The following is a 16,058-nucleotide window of genomic DNA, read 5'->3' on the forward strand; positions in this document are numbered from 1 at the left end:
TCAGTATTACCCGTGATGAGCAGAAGTAACTCATGAACGTATTTGAAATGACGTAAACACCATCATGATTGAGATATAGGGGCTCTAGTCCATTACTCCGACCATAGCCTCGAAGCGATTACAAAAAGGGAGAGCGAGTCTCCCTTAAGGGTTGCTCATACTAAAATTTGAAGCTGTAACCAATGGACGGTCGCATAGCGAAATCATCTTCCTCTTCTTTGATGATGAGGTCATTGGTCGAATGGACTTTGTCGTAGTCTAAATCGATGTAAACAATGTTTTCTTGTCCATAGGCATTCATTAACTCAAAAACAAGTTTACCATCAAGACCAAACCAATCTGTCTTGCGCTCAGCTCTGATATCTAAACGGTGTGACAAATCGTGGCGTTTTGAAAAGGGTTCACCGTATACCGGAAGAAAGTGTCCAGAAAAGTCAGGGTTTTCTCGAACGGCAACGATAGGGGTGTAAGCTTGTCCACTTCGAGCCGTAAAGTTAAAACCAATATTCCAAATTTCATTTATGTCATACTGCACAACTGCATTGATCACCAAAGGCGTATCAGCAAAGTAATCTCGGGTTATGTTGGTTGGTAATTCCGTACGCTCACTCTTTGATGCGCTTATTGCGAGCCAACCGTACCAGTTCTCGGTTTTGTTCTTGTTGATGAGTAGGTCAACACCGTAGGCTTTTCCTTCTACATCGTTACTGTAAAGCGCTGAGTTTGATGTTGAACTTGCGTCCAGTGCATACGGCAAGTCTTTCATGGTTTTGTAGTAGGTTTCTAAAGACCATGACCATTCGTTTGCTAATTGTTGTTTATAGCCAAGCGTTAAGTGCTGTGCTTGTTGTGATTTAAGTTCTGGGTTACCAACTTCTGGCAGTAAATAGTTGATGTCTTGCTCACGATTGTAAGCACCCACTTTTACACTAATGGTTTGTGTTGGGGATAAAAAGTAATCTACAGCGACTCTGGGTGCAACGAAGTTTTCCTTTGAGTACTGGTAGCGAGTAAACTGAACGCCGACATCCGTTTGCCATCTGTCATTTGGGTTCCACACGTGCGCGACACTACCACGTATGATGTCGTGAGAGGCCTCTTGAGTACCATTAATACGTTCGCGTTTATTGATATCACAATCAGGATCTTGTTCAGTACAGACGTATAAAAACGTATCGTAATTAAACGTTGTTTGGTTATCTTCGTAAGCGGCATCAGCAACTAAGCGATGTTCGCTAGTAAATCGATAGTTTACGCGAGTTTTAAGTGTGTTTTTCCTGAATTTGGCTTGTTCGAAATAGCCATCAGTTAAGGTGGCTCGTTTACCATAGGCCAGTTTTTCGTCACTAGAAAGCGTACCTAAACCAGTTTTTACGTATAACTTTTTGCTGAAATATTCCCACAATACAGACTGGCTGTTGAACTTACGAATGAATCGAGCATCTCCCTGAAACTCAGGCGTTTTTTGAGCAAGATCTGCTCGTTCGTTAAAGCCCGCGGCGGCAGAGTCTTCCGCTCCTGTGACGCTAAAAGACAAGACATTATGGTCATTCGCATCCCACACCCATTTCCCCTGATAATCATAATCATCAGGCGCTTCATTCACGATTACACCGGTTTTTTCACCATCATCATCTTCAAGTTCTTCGCCTTCTTTAAAGAATATCGGCAGCATACTTTTACGATAAGAGAAATAGAAAGCACTGTTTTCAGTGGCTTGACCTTCGACAAATGCCCCTGCATTTAACATACTTAAATCGACGGTGGTGGTGATTGGTTGATATTTAGGATTTCGGAGTGAAACGTCAAACACGGCGCCCGTTACGTTGCCATAAGATGCACCATAGCCAGCAGAATAAAGTTGGAAATCCTGCACCAAATTTTTGTTAAAAATTGAACTACCAAAGTCGTGGAAAATATAGCCAGCCGGCATAAAGTCCACTTCGAAAATATTGTCATCTGGAGAGGAACCTCGCACCGCAGGTGCTCCCATCGCACCGCCTGCTGCGACTACACCAGGAAGCGCAAATGCGGCGCTTAATGGGTCGCCCATTGCACCTGGCATATCCATCAGTTTTTGCGCATCTTCGGTGATTTCACTCGTTATGCTACTGCGTTTGTAAATGACTTCAACGCGTTCCATGCTTTTTTGAGAAGCGCGTGATTGATCATCTTCTTCGGCTGCAACAATTGAAGTGAAGCATGTACAGGCAAGTACAATTGCTTGTGTAATGGGAGAGAAAGACGTTTTCATGATTTTTCCTTGAACCAATGCTGAATGACCTTATTTTATGCAAGGAAACACGTTTAAATATTTGATAAAGATGTGTTTAAGTGTGCGAATTTATTACAAATTCTCACATTATTGGAGTCTATTTCGAATACGCAGGCCGACTTCACTACTGTAACCGACGCTTTTTGCAGTGATTTTTAGCCGTTCGTTGATAACATAGTAAGATGGAAACGCGGTCACTCGATAATCATTGGCCGTTGTTTCTGTGCCGAGAAGTATTGGCATGGTCAGTGATAATGAGTTGGCAAACGCATTGACTTCGTCTTGGTTGTCGTAATTCAGAGCAATAGCAATGGCGTTAATCTCGCCTTGTACATAAAGCTTTTCCAGATTGGGCATGCTATAGCGACAAATGTGGCACCAAGGTGCAAAGAAATAGACGATCGTTTGTTTTCCTTGCAGTGCTTTTAGAGTGATTCGAGCAGCAGGGTTTTGAAGTGTCGATAAATTGAAATAAGGCGCAGGCGACTCGTTGGTGTTCAACATGTTTCTGCTTTGCCACCAGGATAGCCCGAGGAAAACCAGAATAATAAGAAAATACTGTAGAACGGACTTCATCATGTTTATCAATAAAAAAACGCCAATTGCTTATCGCAAATGGCGTTTGTAATTGCAAGTGGAATCGATTGGTTAACTCTTCGCATCCCCAAGGTATCGTTTCGCTTTGTTTGCTTTAATACCTTGTAAATCAACAAGTACAAGGCCATCAATACAGTTATTAAACTCTGGATCGATACTAAAACTCAAAAAACTCACGCCGTTGGGTTCACACAATTCGGTGTACTGTTTGAAAAGAGTCGGAACCTGAGCGCCCATATTACCTAAGATATATTTCAATTCTGCGAAATCTTCTTTCATGTCATCGCCTGCAAAAACTTGCTGGCAATATTCTAACTGTAATGGAGTAAGTTTGAATTCATGATTTGGCTTAGCTAACGCATTTTGATTGCCATAATAGTGTTGGTAATAGTGTACAAGTAGTGCTTTGGCGTCTTCGGGAAGCGCATTAGACAAACTTACGGCACCAAACAGATAACGATGTTCAGGGTAGCGCTTTATAAATGCACCAATACCATACCAAAGATAGTCTAAGCTTTTTCTGCCCCAATACTTAGGCTGAACGAAACTACGACCGAGTTCTAGTCCTTCTTTAAAATAGGGTGCCATATGGTCTGAGTATTGAAAGAGTGTGTCGGTGTATAACCCTTCTTTACCATAGAGTTCGAGCACTTTCGAGCTGCTGGCAAAACGATAGGCGCCAACAAGTTCAAGTTGGTTCGCATCCCATAATAAGAGATGTATGTAGTGCATATCATACTTATCAGTATCTCGGCGTTTCCCACTGCCTTCACCAACCGCCCGAAATGCAACTTCGCGTAGGCGGCCCAATTCGCGGAAAATAGTAGAACTACCTTGATAGTTGTATAAATAAATGTGCATGCCATCTTGTGTTTCGCCAATACGCTCACACGCTTCAATCGCTTTTTTAAGCTCTTTGCGACATTCAGGCTGAGCGATTGGCGATTGTGTTTTAAGCGGCAGACTTTTTTTCGACCCTAAACGGTACAACTGTTTGCGGATGAGATTCACAATCTCTTTGTCATCTACGCCGCCGACTTGATAAGACTCTGGAGGAATACATGCGCCAATTTCAAATTCTAGCGATTTTTGGCGTTGCTTGAACATCTCTTTAACGAGCAACAGACTGGCGAGCGGTTTGTAAATCATGGATGTGCCGTAAAACAACGGACTGTTTTTGGCTTTAACTAAGATGGGTAAGATAGGACAGTTGGCCTTTTTAGCCATACGTAAAAAACCAGAATTCCATTTGCAATCTTTAACACCAGTTGGACTTAAGCGAGACACTTCACCCGCTGGGAATATCAATAGGGCACCATCATTTTTTAGATGGTTGTGAATGTTTGCGAGTTCTTGCTTTTTACTTGAACCAGATAAGTTATCAACGGGAAGCAGTAATGAATGCATCGGGGTTAAAGACATCAGCATTCGATTGGCGACCACTTTGATATCGGGTCTCACTTTGGCAATCATACTAACCAGCGCGAGCGCATCAAGCGAACCGATAGGGTGGTTTGCAATGATAACGACTTTTCCTTCACTTGGAATGTGTTCGACTTGTTTGGGCTTGAATCGAGCGTCGAAATTTAACTCTTCCAAAACTTGTTCAACGAACTCAAGCCCTTGAAGATGCGGGTAAGTATCCGCAAATGCGACAAATTCTTGTTCGTGAAGTAGATATCCGAGGCCTTTTTTTACGAGTCCTTTTATTTTGGGAGAGTTTTCAAGTTGTGGTAAATTGGTTTCGATAACCTTATCGACGCTAAGCATACGGACCTCAAACATCGTAGAGAGAATGCTGCAAGCCTAAAAAGAACACATGACAAGCATGTTGCAAAAGTGTGGCATTTTTTTGTCGGTTGTAGCGGTGCTGGCGCTAAATTTCTTAGGAAACGACTATGTCATTGTTAGTTTGTGTACCAAATCGCGATAATTCAAAGCTGATTGATAAACTCCAACAACGCTTGCCAGATACCGATATTCAAATTTGGCCTGACATTACTTCCTTTGAAACAATAGAAGTAGTCTTGGCTTGGAATGCGCCTTCAAGTCTTTGGACTCAATTACCAAACCTGAAACTTGTTCAGTCTTACGGTGCTGGCGTAGACAGCATCGATTTTGACTCTTTGCCTGAGGGGGTGCAGGTTGCTCGCATCGTTGACACCAGTCTCGCGACTGATATGGCTGAATATGTTTTAACTCATGTGCTCGCGCATAAATTGCGCCTTACCCAGTACATTCGTCAGCAAAAAGAGCAAATATGGAAACCAAACCGCGCATTCTCCCACAACAAGGTTGGCATTCTCGGTTTTGGGCAGTTAGGGCAAGCCGCGGCTGATAGGCTGTTACAAAATGGCTTTGAAGTGAGCGCGTGGTCTGCACGCGAGAAACACCACGATAGGGTGCATTGTGTTCATGGTCAGGAAGGCCTGTGGCAGCTCGTTGAGGCAGTCGATTATGTCGTGTGTTTACTGCCATTAACGAAAGAGACAACGGGAATGCTAAACCGAGATTTTTTTAAGAAAATGCCAGAGCATGCCGTGCTGATTAATGTTGCGCGCGGTAAACATCTTGTCGAGCAAGATTTAGTGGATGCTTTGAATGCGGGGGAGCTTCGAGCAGCAACATTGGATGTGTTTACGGTTGAACCTCTTCCGGCAAACCATGTATTTTGGTCTCATGAGAAAATAACGATCACACCACATGCGGCTGCTTTGACTTGTCTCAAGACGGCTATCCATCAAATCGCTGAGAATGTATTGAATGTGGCGTCGAATAAAGAAATTCAACATTTAGTCGATAAAAGAAAAGGTTATTAGTCAGCGATATTGATTCGAAAATATCGTTGTCTATTAGAAAACAATCGGTTTTATTGAGATTACGCTTAAACTCATACTTAATTAGGTCAATTACTGTATAAAAAAACATATTGATGATTTTGTAACCATTAAGTAACGTAAGCGTGATAATAAAAATAAAATAAAGGTGCAAGCGATGAGAAACAACCAAGGTGGGGTTAAGTTCGGTTTTGTTCTGCTGTCTGTTTTAGTCCTCGGTGTCTCGGCTTGGTTTACCCAAGCACAGGCAAGTGAACGTCCAGCAAGTACCTCACACGTTAAGTTGAATCATCAAAAAAGCCACAATTAATTGTGGCTTTTCAATTTAATACTATTAAGCAAATAATAACGTTATGTAAGCTGTTGCCCCTGATGTCTTTTTCATTGAGATCATCGTTTTGCGTGAAGTTCTCTGTTTTCCGCTTTTTTCTCATCACTTTTTTTCAGTAAAACATACGTAGAGCCAGTGCCACCATGGCAGGCCATCGCACTATGAAATGCGAGCACTTCAGGCATTTCCTGAAGCCATTTATTCACGTAGCTTTTTAACACCGCTGGAAATGGTTTACTGTTGATCCCTTTTCCATGCCTCACGAGGAGAACACGAATATTACGCTGGTGGCAGTCGCGGATAAACTCGAAAAGGGTTTGCCTAGCTTCTCTGAAGGGTTTGCCGTGCAAGTCCAACGTCGCATCAATTTGATACTTTGCTAATCGCAAATTTTTATAAACGCCATCTTGAACCCCTGATTTTTTGAAGGCCAAAACGTCATGAGGGTCGAGAAAATCAACGTATTCAGTAGATAAATAATTAGGATCGAATTCTAACTCTTTTTCCGCTGCTTCACGTCGTAGCAACTGTGATAGGGTTGGGTCGTGTTTTGCTTGTTTTAAGGCGACGTTGTTGTCCTTTGCCAAGGGAACGACATCGCCCATCGAAGCTAAAAAAGTTCTGAATCGGTCATCGCCATACAATCGCTCCAGAGAAAAGCTCAGATGCGTTGATTTTAGCGAACAACCGACAGGATGCAATCTTTAAGCGTGCTTACCAAGGCTAAGTGGGCTATAAGTGAACACTTTAAATAAATAAAACGTATTTATTAAGATAAGGCTCAAATTAGACACGACACTGGTATTCATTAAGTCAAAAGCAAAAGACAAAAATAGCATACTACATGCTGCGGTCGCAGCAATGCGCAGCAAGCGTACTTGGGTGATGAAAAAGGCACCTAAGCCAAGTACTAATAGAATTACATTTACAAGCCAGTGAAGTTCGTTGAGCATTTTCTCGTTTAATCATGGTGGTCAGGAAGGTGGCCATTATGGTGATCCTTTAACCACCTTTCAAACGAGTATTTTTCTCTATTTCGGATTAGTTATTTTAATTCGAAATCAATTTCATCATCGCGGCGAAAAAGCCTTTTTTTGCTACAATTTGATAACGCTGACAACTGTCAGGATTGTTCTCTTCAACACATAAATACAGTGTGTTGCGATCAAGCGCTGGCCTTGGGTGTAAGTTTGAGTCGAACAAGACCGGATTCAAGCCGGGTAATCCAGGCCAGTAAACACTTTCTGCCACCATACCCAACTTTTCGTAAGTAATCAGTTGTGGCTTTGGAAACAAGATTGCGATTATGAGCAAGACGGCTGCGCTTCCCCAGCGTTTGGTATTAAATTTCTTCGGTTGTTCAGCTTGTTGTGCCAATTGCTGTTGACGTAAAAGCTGTTGTTGGCGCTGTAATTGCTGAGGTGACGGCTTTTTGCTCGCTGGACGCTTTATTTGCTTTTTTGCCGACGTTGCACCAAGCAGTGCTTGTTTTTTTTGTTGTTGATTTGCCATGAGAAGCTTGTCGCCTTTTGTTGCAGGACTCTATAATAGTTCTATGCTATTAATATAGCGTATTTTGCTATGTCAGCCTATGGGAAAGGAATATGGAATCACAAATCTCAATTTTAATTGTTGATGATGTAGGGACAGTGCGCAGTTTTTTACACCAAACGCTAACTCACTTGGGAATTGATAATGTTAGAGAGGCATCTACGGCGACTCAATGTGTAAAGGCGTGCGAAGAAAGGCATTTTGATATAGTGTTTCTTGATATCGAGTTACCTGATGGTGACGGTAAAGATCTGATTGCGCGACTGAGCGAAATAATTCCAGATGTGAATGTCGTGATGGTGTCAGCTCATTCAACGGTAGAAAATGTGAAAGATGCAATTGAACGCGGCGCGAAAGGATTTGTCGTAAAACCATTTTCACCTAAGAAAATAGCGGCAATGTTAAAGAAGTTTTATCCAGAGCTTGAATTAGCTTAATGGCTTGATGTGATTTCGTCTCAGCAAAATGGCTGGACTTTAGAAAGCAAAAAACCGGCAAAGCCGGTTTTTTTAGTCTTGCAAAAACAAATTATAGTGCTTTGATTTTAGCAACTAGACGGCTCTTGTGACGAGCAGCTTTGTTTTTGTGAATTAGACCTTTTGACGCGTAACGGTCAAGGATTGGCGTAGCTACAGCTAGTGCTTGAGTTGCAGCTTCTTTATCGCCAGCTTGGATAGCAGCGATTACTTTCTTAGTGAAAGTACGCATCATTGAACGACGGCTTGCGTTGTGCTTGCGGCTTTTTTCGCTAGTTACAGCGCGTTTTTTTGCAGACTTGATGTTAGCCAAGGTATGCTCCTAACAATCTTAAAATAAGCTTAATTTAAAGGCCGAGGACTATGCCTGTTTTCACCATGAAAGTCAACGTTAATTTCACTTCCACGCGCCTTTTACTACTTCATTAATTGGCCTGTAGTACACTTGCTCGTTGACCAATTTGGCAATGAAGTGTGGGTCACTCAGGCAATTGAACTGCTTGATTTCACCATCACCTGGCCGTTTAAGCAGTTATTGGCGCGCATTGTAACAAAGCTGAAGTATGCCGCATAGTCTAAATTCTAATAATGTTGTGGTTTTTAATCTCTGCCGTTGTAAAGCTGTGGCATAATGCGTCGGTTAAGGTGTTTTGGGAAGAGTAGTTGTGGCCAAAGGCTTATTTCGTTCTGGGATGATTGTAAGCGCGATGACGATGATATCGCGTGTGATGGGGCTAGTACGCGACTCTGTGGTTGCGAATATTTTAGGGGCTGGGGCGGCAGCGGACGTCTTTCTATTCGCCAACCGAATTCCTAATTTTTTACGCCGTTTATTTGCCGAAGGGGCGTTTGCACAAGCATTTGTGCCAGTACTGGCGGAAATAAAAGAACAACATGGTGATGACAAAGTTCGTCTCTTCGTTGCTCAAGCAGCGGGAACATTGGGCACAATTTTGATGCTGGTTACGCTGCTCGGTGTTATTGGTTCCCCCATAGTTGCTGCACTATTTGGAACAGGGTGGTTTATTGATTGGTGGCAAGGCGGGGAAGATGCTTATCGGTTTGAATTAGCCTCGAGTCTATTGAAACTCACGTTTCCCTATCTTTTTTTCATTAGTTTAGTTGCACTAAGTGGTGCGGTGCTGAATGTTTACAATCGCTTCGCCGCTGCTGCATTTACGCCTGTGCTGTTAAATATCTCAATCATATTGTGTGCAATTTATTTGCACGATAAGTTTGAAGTGAGTGCCTATGCGCTTGCATTAGGGGTGTTTATTGGCGGAGTGGTTCAATTTTTGTTCCAATTACCGTTTTTGGCGAAGCTGGGCATGCTAAAAATGCCAACCTTTGCATGGCGCTCACCTGAAATCACAAAAGTCCGTAAGTTGATGATCCCAGCGCTGTTTGGAGTATCTATTAGTCAAATCAACTTGCTTTTAGATACCGTCATAGCGTCTTTATTGGAAAAGGGCTCTATTGCTTGGCTCTATTATTCCGATAGATTGATTGAATTTCCACTTGGGTTATTTGGTATCGGTATTGCGACCGTTATTTTACCCGCTCTATCAAAATTGCACGCCAATGCGAAACTTGAGGATTTCCAACACACATTGGACTGGGGGGTTCGCTTTGTTTTATTGCTTGGCTTTCCGGCGATGTTAGGGTTGTCGGTTATTAGCCCTCTCATTATTACTGTGCTTTTCGATCATGGAGCGTTTAGCGCCACTGACGTCGACAACGTTCGAGCTGTATCACTCGGCGTGATGGCCTATTCGGCAGGTTTGGTCAGTTTTATGCTCATAAAAGTCCTGGCGCCTGGTTTTTATTCACGTCAGGACACCAAAACCCCAGTTAAAATCGGCATCAAGATGTTAGTGTTGAATATGGCGTTCAATTTAATGCTTGCCCCATTCATTGGTTATTTGGGCTTGGCTTTAGCAACATCGCTATCAGCCACGTGCAATGCTTGGTTATTGTATCGCCATCTGAAAAAACAAAACGTCTACACATTGTCTAATTTTAGTGTGTGGTTCACGGCAAAGTGCGTGGTCGCAAGTGTTGTGATGGCGTTTGTAGTCTTGCAAGTATCACAGGCCTTTTCTTGGCAAACTTGGGCATTGGCCGAGCAAGTTGGGTTTCTGTGTGGCGTGCTAATGGTGGCTGGCGTTGTTTACTTTAGTATTCTCTTTATATTAGGCATTCGACTTAAAACCATCAAAGACGTGTCAAATTCTACCCTGTAGTGTGTGTGCAAATGGGCATAACTTGGGTATAATCGGGCACTTTAGTGAAATTTTTGAGCGGCCAAGCAGGTTAAAAATGCAGTTAATTCGAGGTATCCACAATATTCGTCCTTGCCACTTTGGTTGCGTGCTGACGATTGGAAACTTTGATGGTGTGCATTTGGGGCATGCGGCGGTGATCAACGGTCTCATGCAAGATGCAAAAAGGTTGGGGTTACCGAGCACAGTGATGTTGTTTGAACCTCAGCCTCAAGAGTTTTTTGCAAAAGACAAAGCGCCTGCGCGGTTGACGCGTTTAAGAGACAAATTGAAATTACTCGCGGAGTTAGGCGTAGAACGCGTCATCTGTGTTAGTTTTAATCACCGATTCGCCAATATGGCGGCAGATCAATTTGTTCAAGATATCCTTGTAAACAAGTTGGGTGTCAAAGCGTTAACGGTAGGCGATGATTTCCGTTTTGGACATAAGCGTGTAGGTGATTTCGATATGCTGCATTCGCTTGGTGAACAAAGTGGAATGGCCGTTAAAAGCACAGCTAGTTTCAAGAATTTAAATGCTCGGGTTAGTAGCACCCTAATACGCGAAGCGCTTGCAAAAGGGGAGATAGGTGTTGCCAATGGCATGCTAGGTCACCCATATGCGATTGCTGGACGTGTCATACATGGCTGGAAGAAAGGGCGCGAGCTTGGTTTTCGAACTGCCAATGTTGCACTGAAACGTGAAGTTAGTCCCGTGCATGGCGTGTTTGCCGTTCAGGTATCTTTAAACGGTAAACAGTTTAAAGGGGTTGCCAATGTTGGCACCAAGCCTACATTGAATGGCACAAAAGCGTTGTTAGAAGTCCATCTTTTTGACTTCCAACAAGAGATCTACGGTCAGTTTATTCATGTGGAGCTTCTTCATAAGCTTCGCAACGAGAAAAAGTTTGAAACCTTAGCACACCTCGTCACACAAATTCATCAAGATGTGGCAGATGCACAGCAATGGTTTAGTGTTAATTAATCAGTAGCCGATACGGAAAGTAGGATAAATGAGCGACTACAAACATACTTTAAATTTGCCGGAAACAGAGTTTCCGATGCGTGGCAATTTGGCGCAACGCGAACCAAAAATGCTTAAAGCTTGGTACGAACAAGATTTATACGGTCAAATCCGTAACGCAAAGAAAGGTAAAACGCCGTTTATTCTTCATGACGGCCCGCCATACGCAAATGGTGATATTCACCTTGGGCACTCAGTAAACAAAATCCTTAAAGACATTATTGTTAAATCGAAGACATTATCTGATTTCGATGCGCCATACGTTCCTGGCTGGGACTGTCACGGCCTACCAATTGAGCTACAAGTTGAGAAAAAAATCGGTAAACCAGGCGTAAAAGTTACTGCTGCTGAATTTCGTGAAGAATGCCGTAAGTACGCTGCGAAACAAGTAGCAGGTCAAAAAGCCGACTTTAAACGTTTAGGCGTTTTTGGTGATTGGGACAATCCATATTTAACGATGAACTTTGATTTTGAAGCTAATGCAATTCGTGTACTTGGCCGCATTATTAAAAATGGTCATCTACACAAAGGTGCAAAACCTGTTCACTGGTGTACAGATTGTGGCTCAGCCCTTGCCGAAGCGGAAGTGGAATATCAAGACAAGCAATCACCAGCGATTGACGTACGTTTTAGCTTTATTGATGAAGCAGCTGTTGTCGCCGCGTTTGATACCAAAGACGGTCACAACGGCAAAGGTCTTGTAAGCACAGTTATTTGGACGACAACACCATGGACACTTCCTGCAAACCGCGCAGTTGCAGTAAACGCGAATCTTGAATACGCATTAGTTCAAGTTGAAGACGAAGGCCAAGAGCAACGTCTAGTACTCGGCTCTGAGCTAGTTAAAGACGCGATGGACCGTTTTGGTTTTGCGCATTACCACGTTCTTGGTTACGTAAAAGGTGCAGCGCTTGAGAATTTACGAGTAGCGCATCCATTTTATGAATTTGACGTGCCAGTGATCCTAGGCGATCACGTTACAACTGATTCGGGTACGGGTATTGTGCACACAGCACCAGGTCACGGTCAGGAAGACTTTGCAGCGGGCTTAGGTTACGGTCTTGAAGTAGCAAATCCAGTTGGCGCAAATGGTGTGTATCTACCAGATACGCCGATTTTTGCAGGCCAGCACGTTTTCAAAGCAAACGATAACGTAATTGAATTACTTAAAGAGAAAGGTGCTTTGTTACGTCATAAAGCCCTTAACCACAGTTATCCACACTGTTGGAGACATAAAACGCCTATTATTTTCCGTGCGACGCCACAATGGTTTGTCAGTATGGATCAGGCCGGTCTTCGTCAGCAGTCGCTTGCCGAAATCAAGAAAACTCAATGGCTTCCAGAATGGGGCGAGAGCCGTATTGCGAACATGGTTGAAGGTCGTCCTGATTGGTGTATTTCACGCCAACGTACATGGGGTGTGCCAATTGCTTTGTTCGTTCATAAAGATACCGGTGCATTGCACCCGAATACAGAAGCACTAATTGAAGACGTCGCAAAGCGCGTAGAACAAGCGGGTATTCAAGCTTGGTACGATTTAGACGCTGAAACGTTGATCGGTGATGATGCACAAACGTATGTAAAAGTATTAGACACGTTGGATGTGTGGTTCGACTCGGGTGTGACGCACGCGTGTGTTGTTGATGCGCGTCCAGACCTAACGGGTCCTGCTGATCTTTATCTAGAAGGTTCTGATCAACACCGTGGCTGGTTTATGTCTTCAATGATGACGTCTGTTGCAATCAATGGTCATGCGCCATACAAACAGGTGTTAACGCACGGTTTCACGGTTGATGAAAATGGCCGTAAAATGTCGAAATCATTAGGTAACGTGATTTCGCCACAAGACGTGATGAATAAAATGGGCGCAGACATTCTGCGTTTATGGGTTGCTTCAACGGATTACACTGCTGAAATGACCGTGTCGGATGAGATTTTCAAACGCTCTGCAGATCGCTACCGTCGTATTCGTAATACAGGTCGTTATTTGTTAGCGAACCTAAATGGCTTTAATCCTGAAACGGACATGGTTGCAGTAGACGAACTGGTTGAGTTGGATCGTTGGATTTTAGCGCGTGCAGCGGATCTTCAAGCAGAATTGATTAAGTCTTATGACAGTTACAAGACTTTAGAAGTAACTCAAAAACTAATGAACTTCTGTACTGGTGAGTTGGGCTCATTCTACCTAGATGTTATCAAAGACAGACAATATACCGCGAAGAGTGACAGCCATGCCCGTCGTTCTTGCCAAACTGCGCTGTTCCATATCGCAGAAGCAATGACACGTTGGATGGCACCAATCATGAGCTTCACTGCTCAGGAAATTTGGGAATTGTTACCGGGTAAACGCAGCCCGTTCGTGTTCACAGAAACCTGGTATGACGTAATAAACTCGGTATCTGAAGGTTCACTCAATAACGACTTCTGGCAAACAGTGTTACACGTTCGTGATGAAGTAAACCGTGTACTTGAGAATGAGCGTAAAGAAGAACGTATCGGCTCTGCACTGCAAGCGGAAGTCATCTTGTACACAGGCGGTGAGCTTGCTGAGCAGTTAGCTTCGCTAGGTGATGAGTTGCGCTTTGTGTTACTAACATCGAAAGCTTCTGTAGAAGTGGTACAAAGCAAGCCAGACCATGCCGTGGACTCTGAAATCGACGGTTTGTTTATTGCGGTTGCTGCAACGGATGCGCAGAAATGTGAGCGTTGCTGGCACTACTGCGATGATGTTGGTGCACACGCAGGTCATGAAACAATCTGTGGACGTTGTGTTAGCAACGTAGATGGAGACGGCGAAGTCCGCCAATTCGCTTAGGAGTAGCTGGTGAGCGATACACCATTGAAAAAAGCGGCTTAATTTGGTTATGGTTTAGTCTGCTGCTACTTGCAGCAGACGTGCTGACTAAATACGTCGTAATGAACACAATGCAATTGGGAGAATCAATCGAGATTCTTCCGGTGTTTAATTTTACCTATATGCATAACTATGGAGCGGCCTTTAGCTTTTTAAGCGAAGCAGGTGGTTGGCAACGATGGTTCTTAAGCATTATCGCCGTGACGGTGAGTGTGTTGCTAACCTATTGGCTTAAAAAGTTACGTGCAGACCAATGGCAGCTATGCGCTGCGTATGCCATGGTATTAGGTGGCGCAATTGGTAACTTATTAGACCGTTTAATTCACGGTTATGTTGTCGATTTTATCCACTTTTATTATCAACAATGGCACTACCCAGCATTCAATATTGCTGACATCGCTATCGTTTGTGGTGCAGGGTTGTTAATTCTTGATGCTTTTCGAAGCAACAACGATAAGCAGGAGACTAATGCATGAGTGAGCAAGTGATCGGCGCAAACTCGGAAGTTGTATTTCATTTCTCAGTTAAACTATCGGACGGTTCGGCCGCGGATTCTACCAAAGTCCACGATAAGCCTGCTAAGTTGGTTATGGGTGACGGTAGCTTAACCGCAAACTTTGAAAAGTGTTTACTTGGTTTGAAACAAGGTGACAATAAGTCATTCGAACTTCAGCCTCAAGACGCGTTTGGTATGCCAAACCCAGATAATATTTACTACGTTGATCGCAGTAAATTTAGCGTTGAAGTTGAGCCGAAAGTAGGAGCCATCATTGCTTTTACTCAGCCTGATGGCACGGACTTACCGGGGATTGTTCGTGATGTTGCTGGTGACTCTGTAACGGTTGACTTTAACCACCCGCTTGCAGGCCAAGTCGTGACGTTTGAAGTCGACATTTTAGAGGTCAAAAACTAATGGATATTTTGTTGGCCAACCCTCGTGGTTTTTGCGCTGGCGTCGATCGTGCAATCAGCATCGTAGAACGTGCATTAGATTTGTTTGAAAAACCAATCTACGTAAGACATGAAGTGGTTCATAACAAATACGTTGTTGAAGGCCTGCGTAATCGTGGAGCGGTTTTCGTCGAAGAGCTACACCAAGTGCCAGATGATAGTATCGTTATCTTCAGTGCGCACGGAGTGTCTCAGGCAGTAAGAAGTGAAGCGAAACGACGTGAACTCAAAGTGTTCGATGCAACTTGTCCGCTAGTCACAAAAGTCCATATGGAAGTGACGCGAGCCAGTCGTAAAGGGACGGAATGCGTACTTATCGGTCACCACGGTCATCCTGAGGTGGAAGGCACAATGGGACAATATGACAACCCGAAAGGGGGAATATACCTCGTTGAAACGCCAGAGGATGTTGCTAAACTTGAAGTAAAAGACGCTGATAATTTGTTTTATTGCAGTCAAACCACGTTATCGGTAGATGATACTTCAGAAGTGATAGATGCATTGCGTGCTAAATATCCGAACATCCACGGACCGCGTAAAGACGACATTTGTTATGCAACACAAAATCGTCAAGATGCGGTGCGTGATTTAGCTGAAAAAGTAGAACTAATACTAGTTGTAGGTGCTAAAAACAGCTCAAACTCAAACCGTTTACGCGAACTGGCTGAAAAAATGGGCACAAAAGCGCACTTAATTGATGATGCGAGCTGCTTAGAGAGTCAGTGGTTTGATGGTGTTCAGAAAGTGGGTGTTACCGCAGGCGCATCCGCACCAGAAGTGTTGGTACAAAATGTTATCACCCGTTTGAAAGAATTCGGTGGTCAAACTGTATTTGAAAACCCTGGCGAGAAAGAGAACATCGTGTTCGCCGTGCCAGTGGAACTTCGTTAGTATTGTAGGG

The 16,058-nt window shown here is 43.5% G+C and carries 16 protein-coding genes; 9 read left to right on the forward strand and 7 right to left on the reverse strand.

The window, feature by feature from the left end:
- Window positions 1-160: 160 nt before the first annotated feature.
- The 3 genes from NI389_RS15180 to NI389_RS15190 form a co-directional block, all read right to left on the reverse strand.
- The gene (locus NI389_RS15180) at window positions 161-2,254 is read right to left on the reverse strand and encodes a TonB-dependent receptor plug domain-containing protein (protein ID WP_308360651.1); all 2,094 of its coding nucleotides are present in this window, start codon (window positions 2,252-2,254) and stop codon (window positions 161-163) included.
- Between the two features lie 108 nt (window positions 2,255-2,362).
- Entirely contained in the window at window positions 2,363-2,779 is a 417-nt protein-coding gene (locus NI389_RS15185; RefSeq protein WP_308360652.1) for a TlpA family protein disulfide reductase, read from the reverse strand.
- Between the two features lie 144 nt (window positions 2,780-2,923).
- On the reverse strand, window positions 2,924-4,642 hold the full coding sequence (locus NI389_RS15190) for a lysophospholipid acyltransferase family protein (protein ID WP_308360653.1): 1,719 nt from the start codon (window positions 4,640-4,642) through the stop codon (window positions 2,924-2,926).
- 128 nt (window positions 4,643-4,770) lie between these two features.
- Here NI389_RS15190 and NI389_RS15195 point away from each other — a divergent pair, with 128 nt between their 5' ends.
- Together NI389_RS15195 and NI389_RS15200 are read left to right on the forward strand one after the other, a co-directional pair.
- Window positions 4,771-5,691 carry a 2-hydroxyacid dehydrogenase gene (locus NI389_RS15195; RefSeq protein WP_308360654.1) on the forward strand — a complete coding sequence of 307 codons (921 nt, stop codon included), beginning with the start codon at window positions 4,771-4,773 and terminating at the stop codon, window positions 5,689-5,691.
- A 175-nt stretch (window positions 5,692-5,866) separates the two neighbouring features.
- The gene (locus tag NI389_RS15200) at window positions 5,867-6,019 is read left to right on the forward strand and encodes a hypothetical protein (protein ID WP_308360655.1); all 153 of its coding nucleotides are present in this window, start codon (window positions 5,867-5,869) and stop codon (window positions 6,017-6,019) included.
- An 80-nt stretch (window positions 6,020-6,099) separates the two neighbouring features.
- Here NI389_RS15200 and smrA read toward each other — a convergent pair whose 3' ends face one another.
- From smrA to NI389_RS15215, 3 genes are all read right to left on the reverse strand, one after another.
- Window positions 6,100-6,645 (reverse strand): DNA endonuclease SmrA, encoded by a 546-nt coding sequence (gene smrA, locus NI389_RS15205; protein ID WP_372588604.1) that lies wholly within the window; start codon window positions 6,643-6,645, stop codon window positions 6,100-6,102.
- A 99-nt stretch (window positions 6,646-6,744) separates the two neighbouring features.
- A complete protein-coding gene (locus tag NI389_RS15210) occupies window positions 6,745-6,993 on the reverse strand; it encodes a hypothetical protein (protein ID WP_244369656.1) in 249 nt (82 codons plus the stop codon).
- Between the two features lie 97 nt (window positions 6,994-7,090).
- Window positions 7,091-7,552, reverse strand: a complete 462-nt coding sequence (locus NI389_RS15215) for a hypothetical protein (RefSeq protein WP_308360656.1) — start codon at window positions 7,550-7,552, stop codon at window positions 7,091-7,093.
- 92 nt (window positions 7,553-7,644) lie between these two features.
- On the opposite strand from NI389_RS15215, the gene NI389_RS15220 reads away from it, so the two are divergent.
- Entirely contained in the window at window positions 7,645-8,028 is a 384-nt protein-coding gene (locus NI389_RS15220) for a response regulator (RefSeq protein WP_308360657.1), read from the forward strand.
- A gap of 91 nt (window positions 8,029-8,119) precedes the next feature.
- On the opposite strand, the gene rpsT is transcribed toward NI389_RS15220, so the two are convergent.
- The gene (gene rpsT / locus NI389_RS15225) at window positions 8,120-8,380 is read right to left on the reverse strand and encodes a 30S ribosomal protein S20 (RefSeq protein ID WP_208842806.1); all 261 of its coding nucleotides are present in this window, start codon (window positions 8,378-8,380) and stop codon (window positions 8,120-8,122) included.
- 352 nt (window positions 8,381-8,732) lie between these two features.
- Here rpsT and murJ point away from each other — a divergent pair, with 352 nt between their 5' ends.
- From murJ to ispH, 6 genes are all read left to right on the forward strand, one after another.
- A complete protein-coding gene (gene murJ, locus NI389_RS15230) occupies window positions 8,733-10,310 on the forward strand; it encodes a murein biosynthesis integral membrane protein MurJ (RefSeq protein WP_308360658.1) in 1,578 nt (525 codons plus the stop codon).
- A gap of 76 nt (window positions 10,311-10,386) precedes the next feature.
- Window positions 10,387-11,313 (forward strand): bifunctional riboflavin kinase/FAD synthetase, encoded by a 927-nt coding sequence (ribF, locus tag NI389_RS15235; protein WP_308360659.1) that lies wholly within the window; start codon window positions 10,387-10,389, stop codon window positions 11,311-11,313.
- 28 nt (window positions 11,314-11,341) lie between these two features.
- Window positions 11,342-14,167 (forward strand): isoleucine--tRNA ligase, encoded by a 2,826-nt coding sequence (gene ileS, locus NI389_RS15240; RefSeq protein WP_308360660.1) that lies wholly within the window; start codon window positions 11,342-11,344, stop codon window positions 14,165-14,167.
- Window positions 14,168-14,190: 23 nt separating this feature from the next.
- On the forward strand, window positions 14,191-14,682 hold the full coding sequence (gene lspA / locus NI389_RS15245) for a signal peptidase II (RefSeq protein ID WP_308362575.1): 492 nt from the start codon (window positions 14,191-14,193) through the stop codon (window positions 14,680-14,682).
- Window positions 14,679-15,119 (forward strand): FKBP-type peptidyl-prolyl cis-trans isomerase, encoded by a 441-nt coding sequence (fkpB, locus tag NI389_RS15250; protein WP_208842808.1) that lies wholly within the window; start codon window positions 14,679-14,681, stop codon window positions 15,117-15,119. Before lspA ends, fkpB begins: the two co-directional genes overlap by 4 nt.
- Window positions 15,119-16,048 carry a 4-hydroxy-3-methylbut-2-enyl diphosphate reductase gene (gene ispH / locus NI389_RS15255; protein WP_308360661.1) on the forward strand — a complete coding sequence of 310 codons (930 nt, stop codon included), beginning with the start codon at window positions 15,119-15,121 and terminating at the stop codon, window positions 16,046-16,048. Before fkpB ends, ispH begins: the two co-directional genes overlap by 1 nt.
- Window positions 16,049-16,058: the final 10 nt, after the last annotated feature.

The organism is Pseudoalteromonas xiamenensis (genome assembly GCF_030994125.1).
GTDB classification, from domain to species: domain Bacteria; phylum Pseudomonadota; class Gammaproteobacteria; order Enterobacterales; family Alteromonadaceae; genus Pseudoalteromonas; species Pseudoalteromonas xiamenensis_B.

Bases quoted from the DNA above. Each gene is read 5' to 3' on its own strand.
- NI389_RS15215 (WP_308360656.1), bottom strand. From the start codon at position 7,552: ATGGCAAATCAACAACAAAAAAAACAAGCACTGCTTGGTGCAACGTCG.
- NI389_RS15200 (WP_308360655.1), top strand. From the start codon at position 5,867: ATGAGAAACAACCAAGGTGGGGTTAAGTTCGGTTTTGTTCTGCTGTCT.
- NI389_RS15220 (WP_308360657.1), top strand. From the start codon at position 7,645: ATGGAATCACAAATCTCAATTTTAATTGTTGATGATGTAGGGACAGTG.
- NI389_RS15190 (WP_308360653.1), bottom strand. From the start codon at position 4,642: ATGCTTAGCGTCGATAAGGTTATCGAAACCAATTTACCACAACTTGAA.
- ribF (WP_308360659.1), top strand. From the start codon at position 10,387: ATGCAGTTAATTCGAGGTATCCACAATATTCGTCCTTGCCACTTTGGT.
- ileS (WP_308360660.1), top strand. From the start codon at position 11,342: ATGAGCGACTACAAACATACTTTAAATTTGCCGGAAACAGAGTTTCCG.
- NI389_RS15195 (WP_308360654.1), top strand. From the start codon at position 4,771: ATGTCATTGTTAGTTTGTGTACCAAATCGCGATAATTCAAAGCTGATT.
- fkpB (WP_208842808.1), top strand. From the start codon at position 14,679: ATGAGTGAGCAAGTGATCGGCGCAAACTCGGAAGTTGTATTTCATTTC.
- ispH (WP_308360661.1), top strand. From the start codon at position 15,119: ATGGATATTTTGTTGGCCAACCCTCGTGGTTTTTGCGCTGGCGTCGAT.
- NI389_RS15185 (WP_308360652.1), bottom strand. From the start codon at position 2,779: ATGTTGAACACCAACGAGTCGCCTGCGCCTTATTTCAATTTATCGACA.
- NI389_RS15210 (WP_244369656.1), bottom strand. From the start codon at position 6,993: ATGCTCAACGAACTTCACTGGCTTGTAAATGTAATTCTATTAGTACTT.
- smrA (WP_372588604.1), bottom strand. From the start codon at position 6,645: ATGGGCGATGTCGTTCCCTTGGCAAAGGACAACAACGTCGCCTTAAAA.
- NI389_RS15180 (WP_308360651.1), bottom strand. From the start codon at position 2,254: ATGAAAACGTCTTTCTCTCCCATTACACAAGCAATTGTACTTGCCTGT.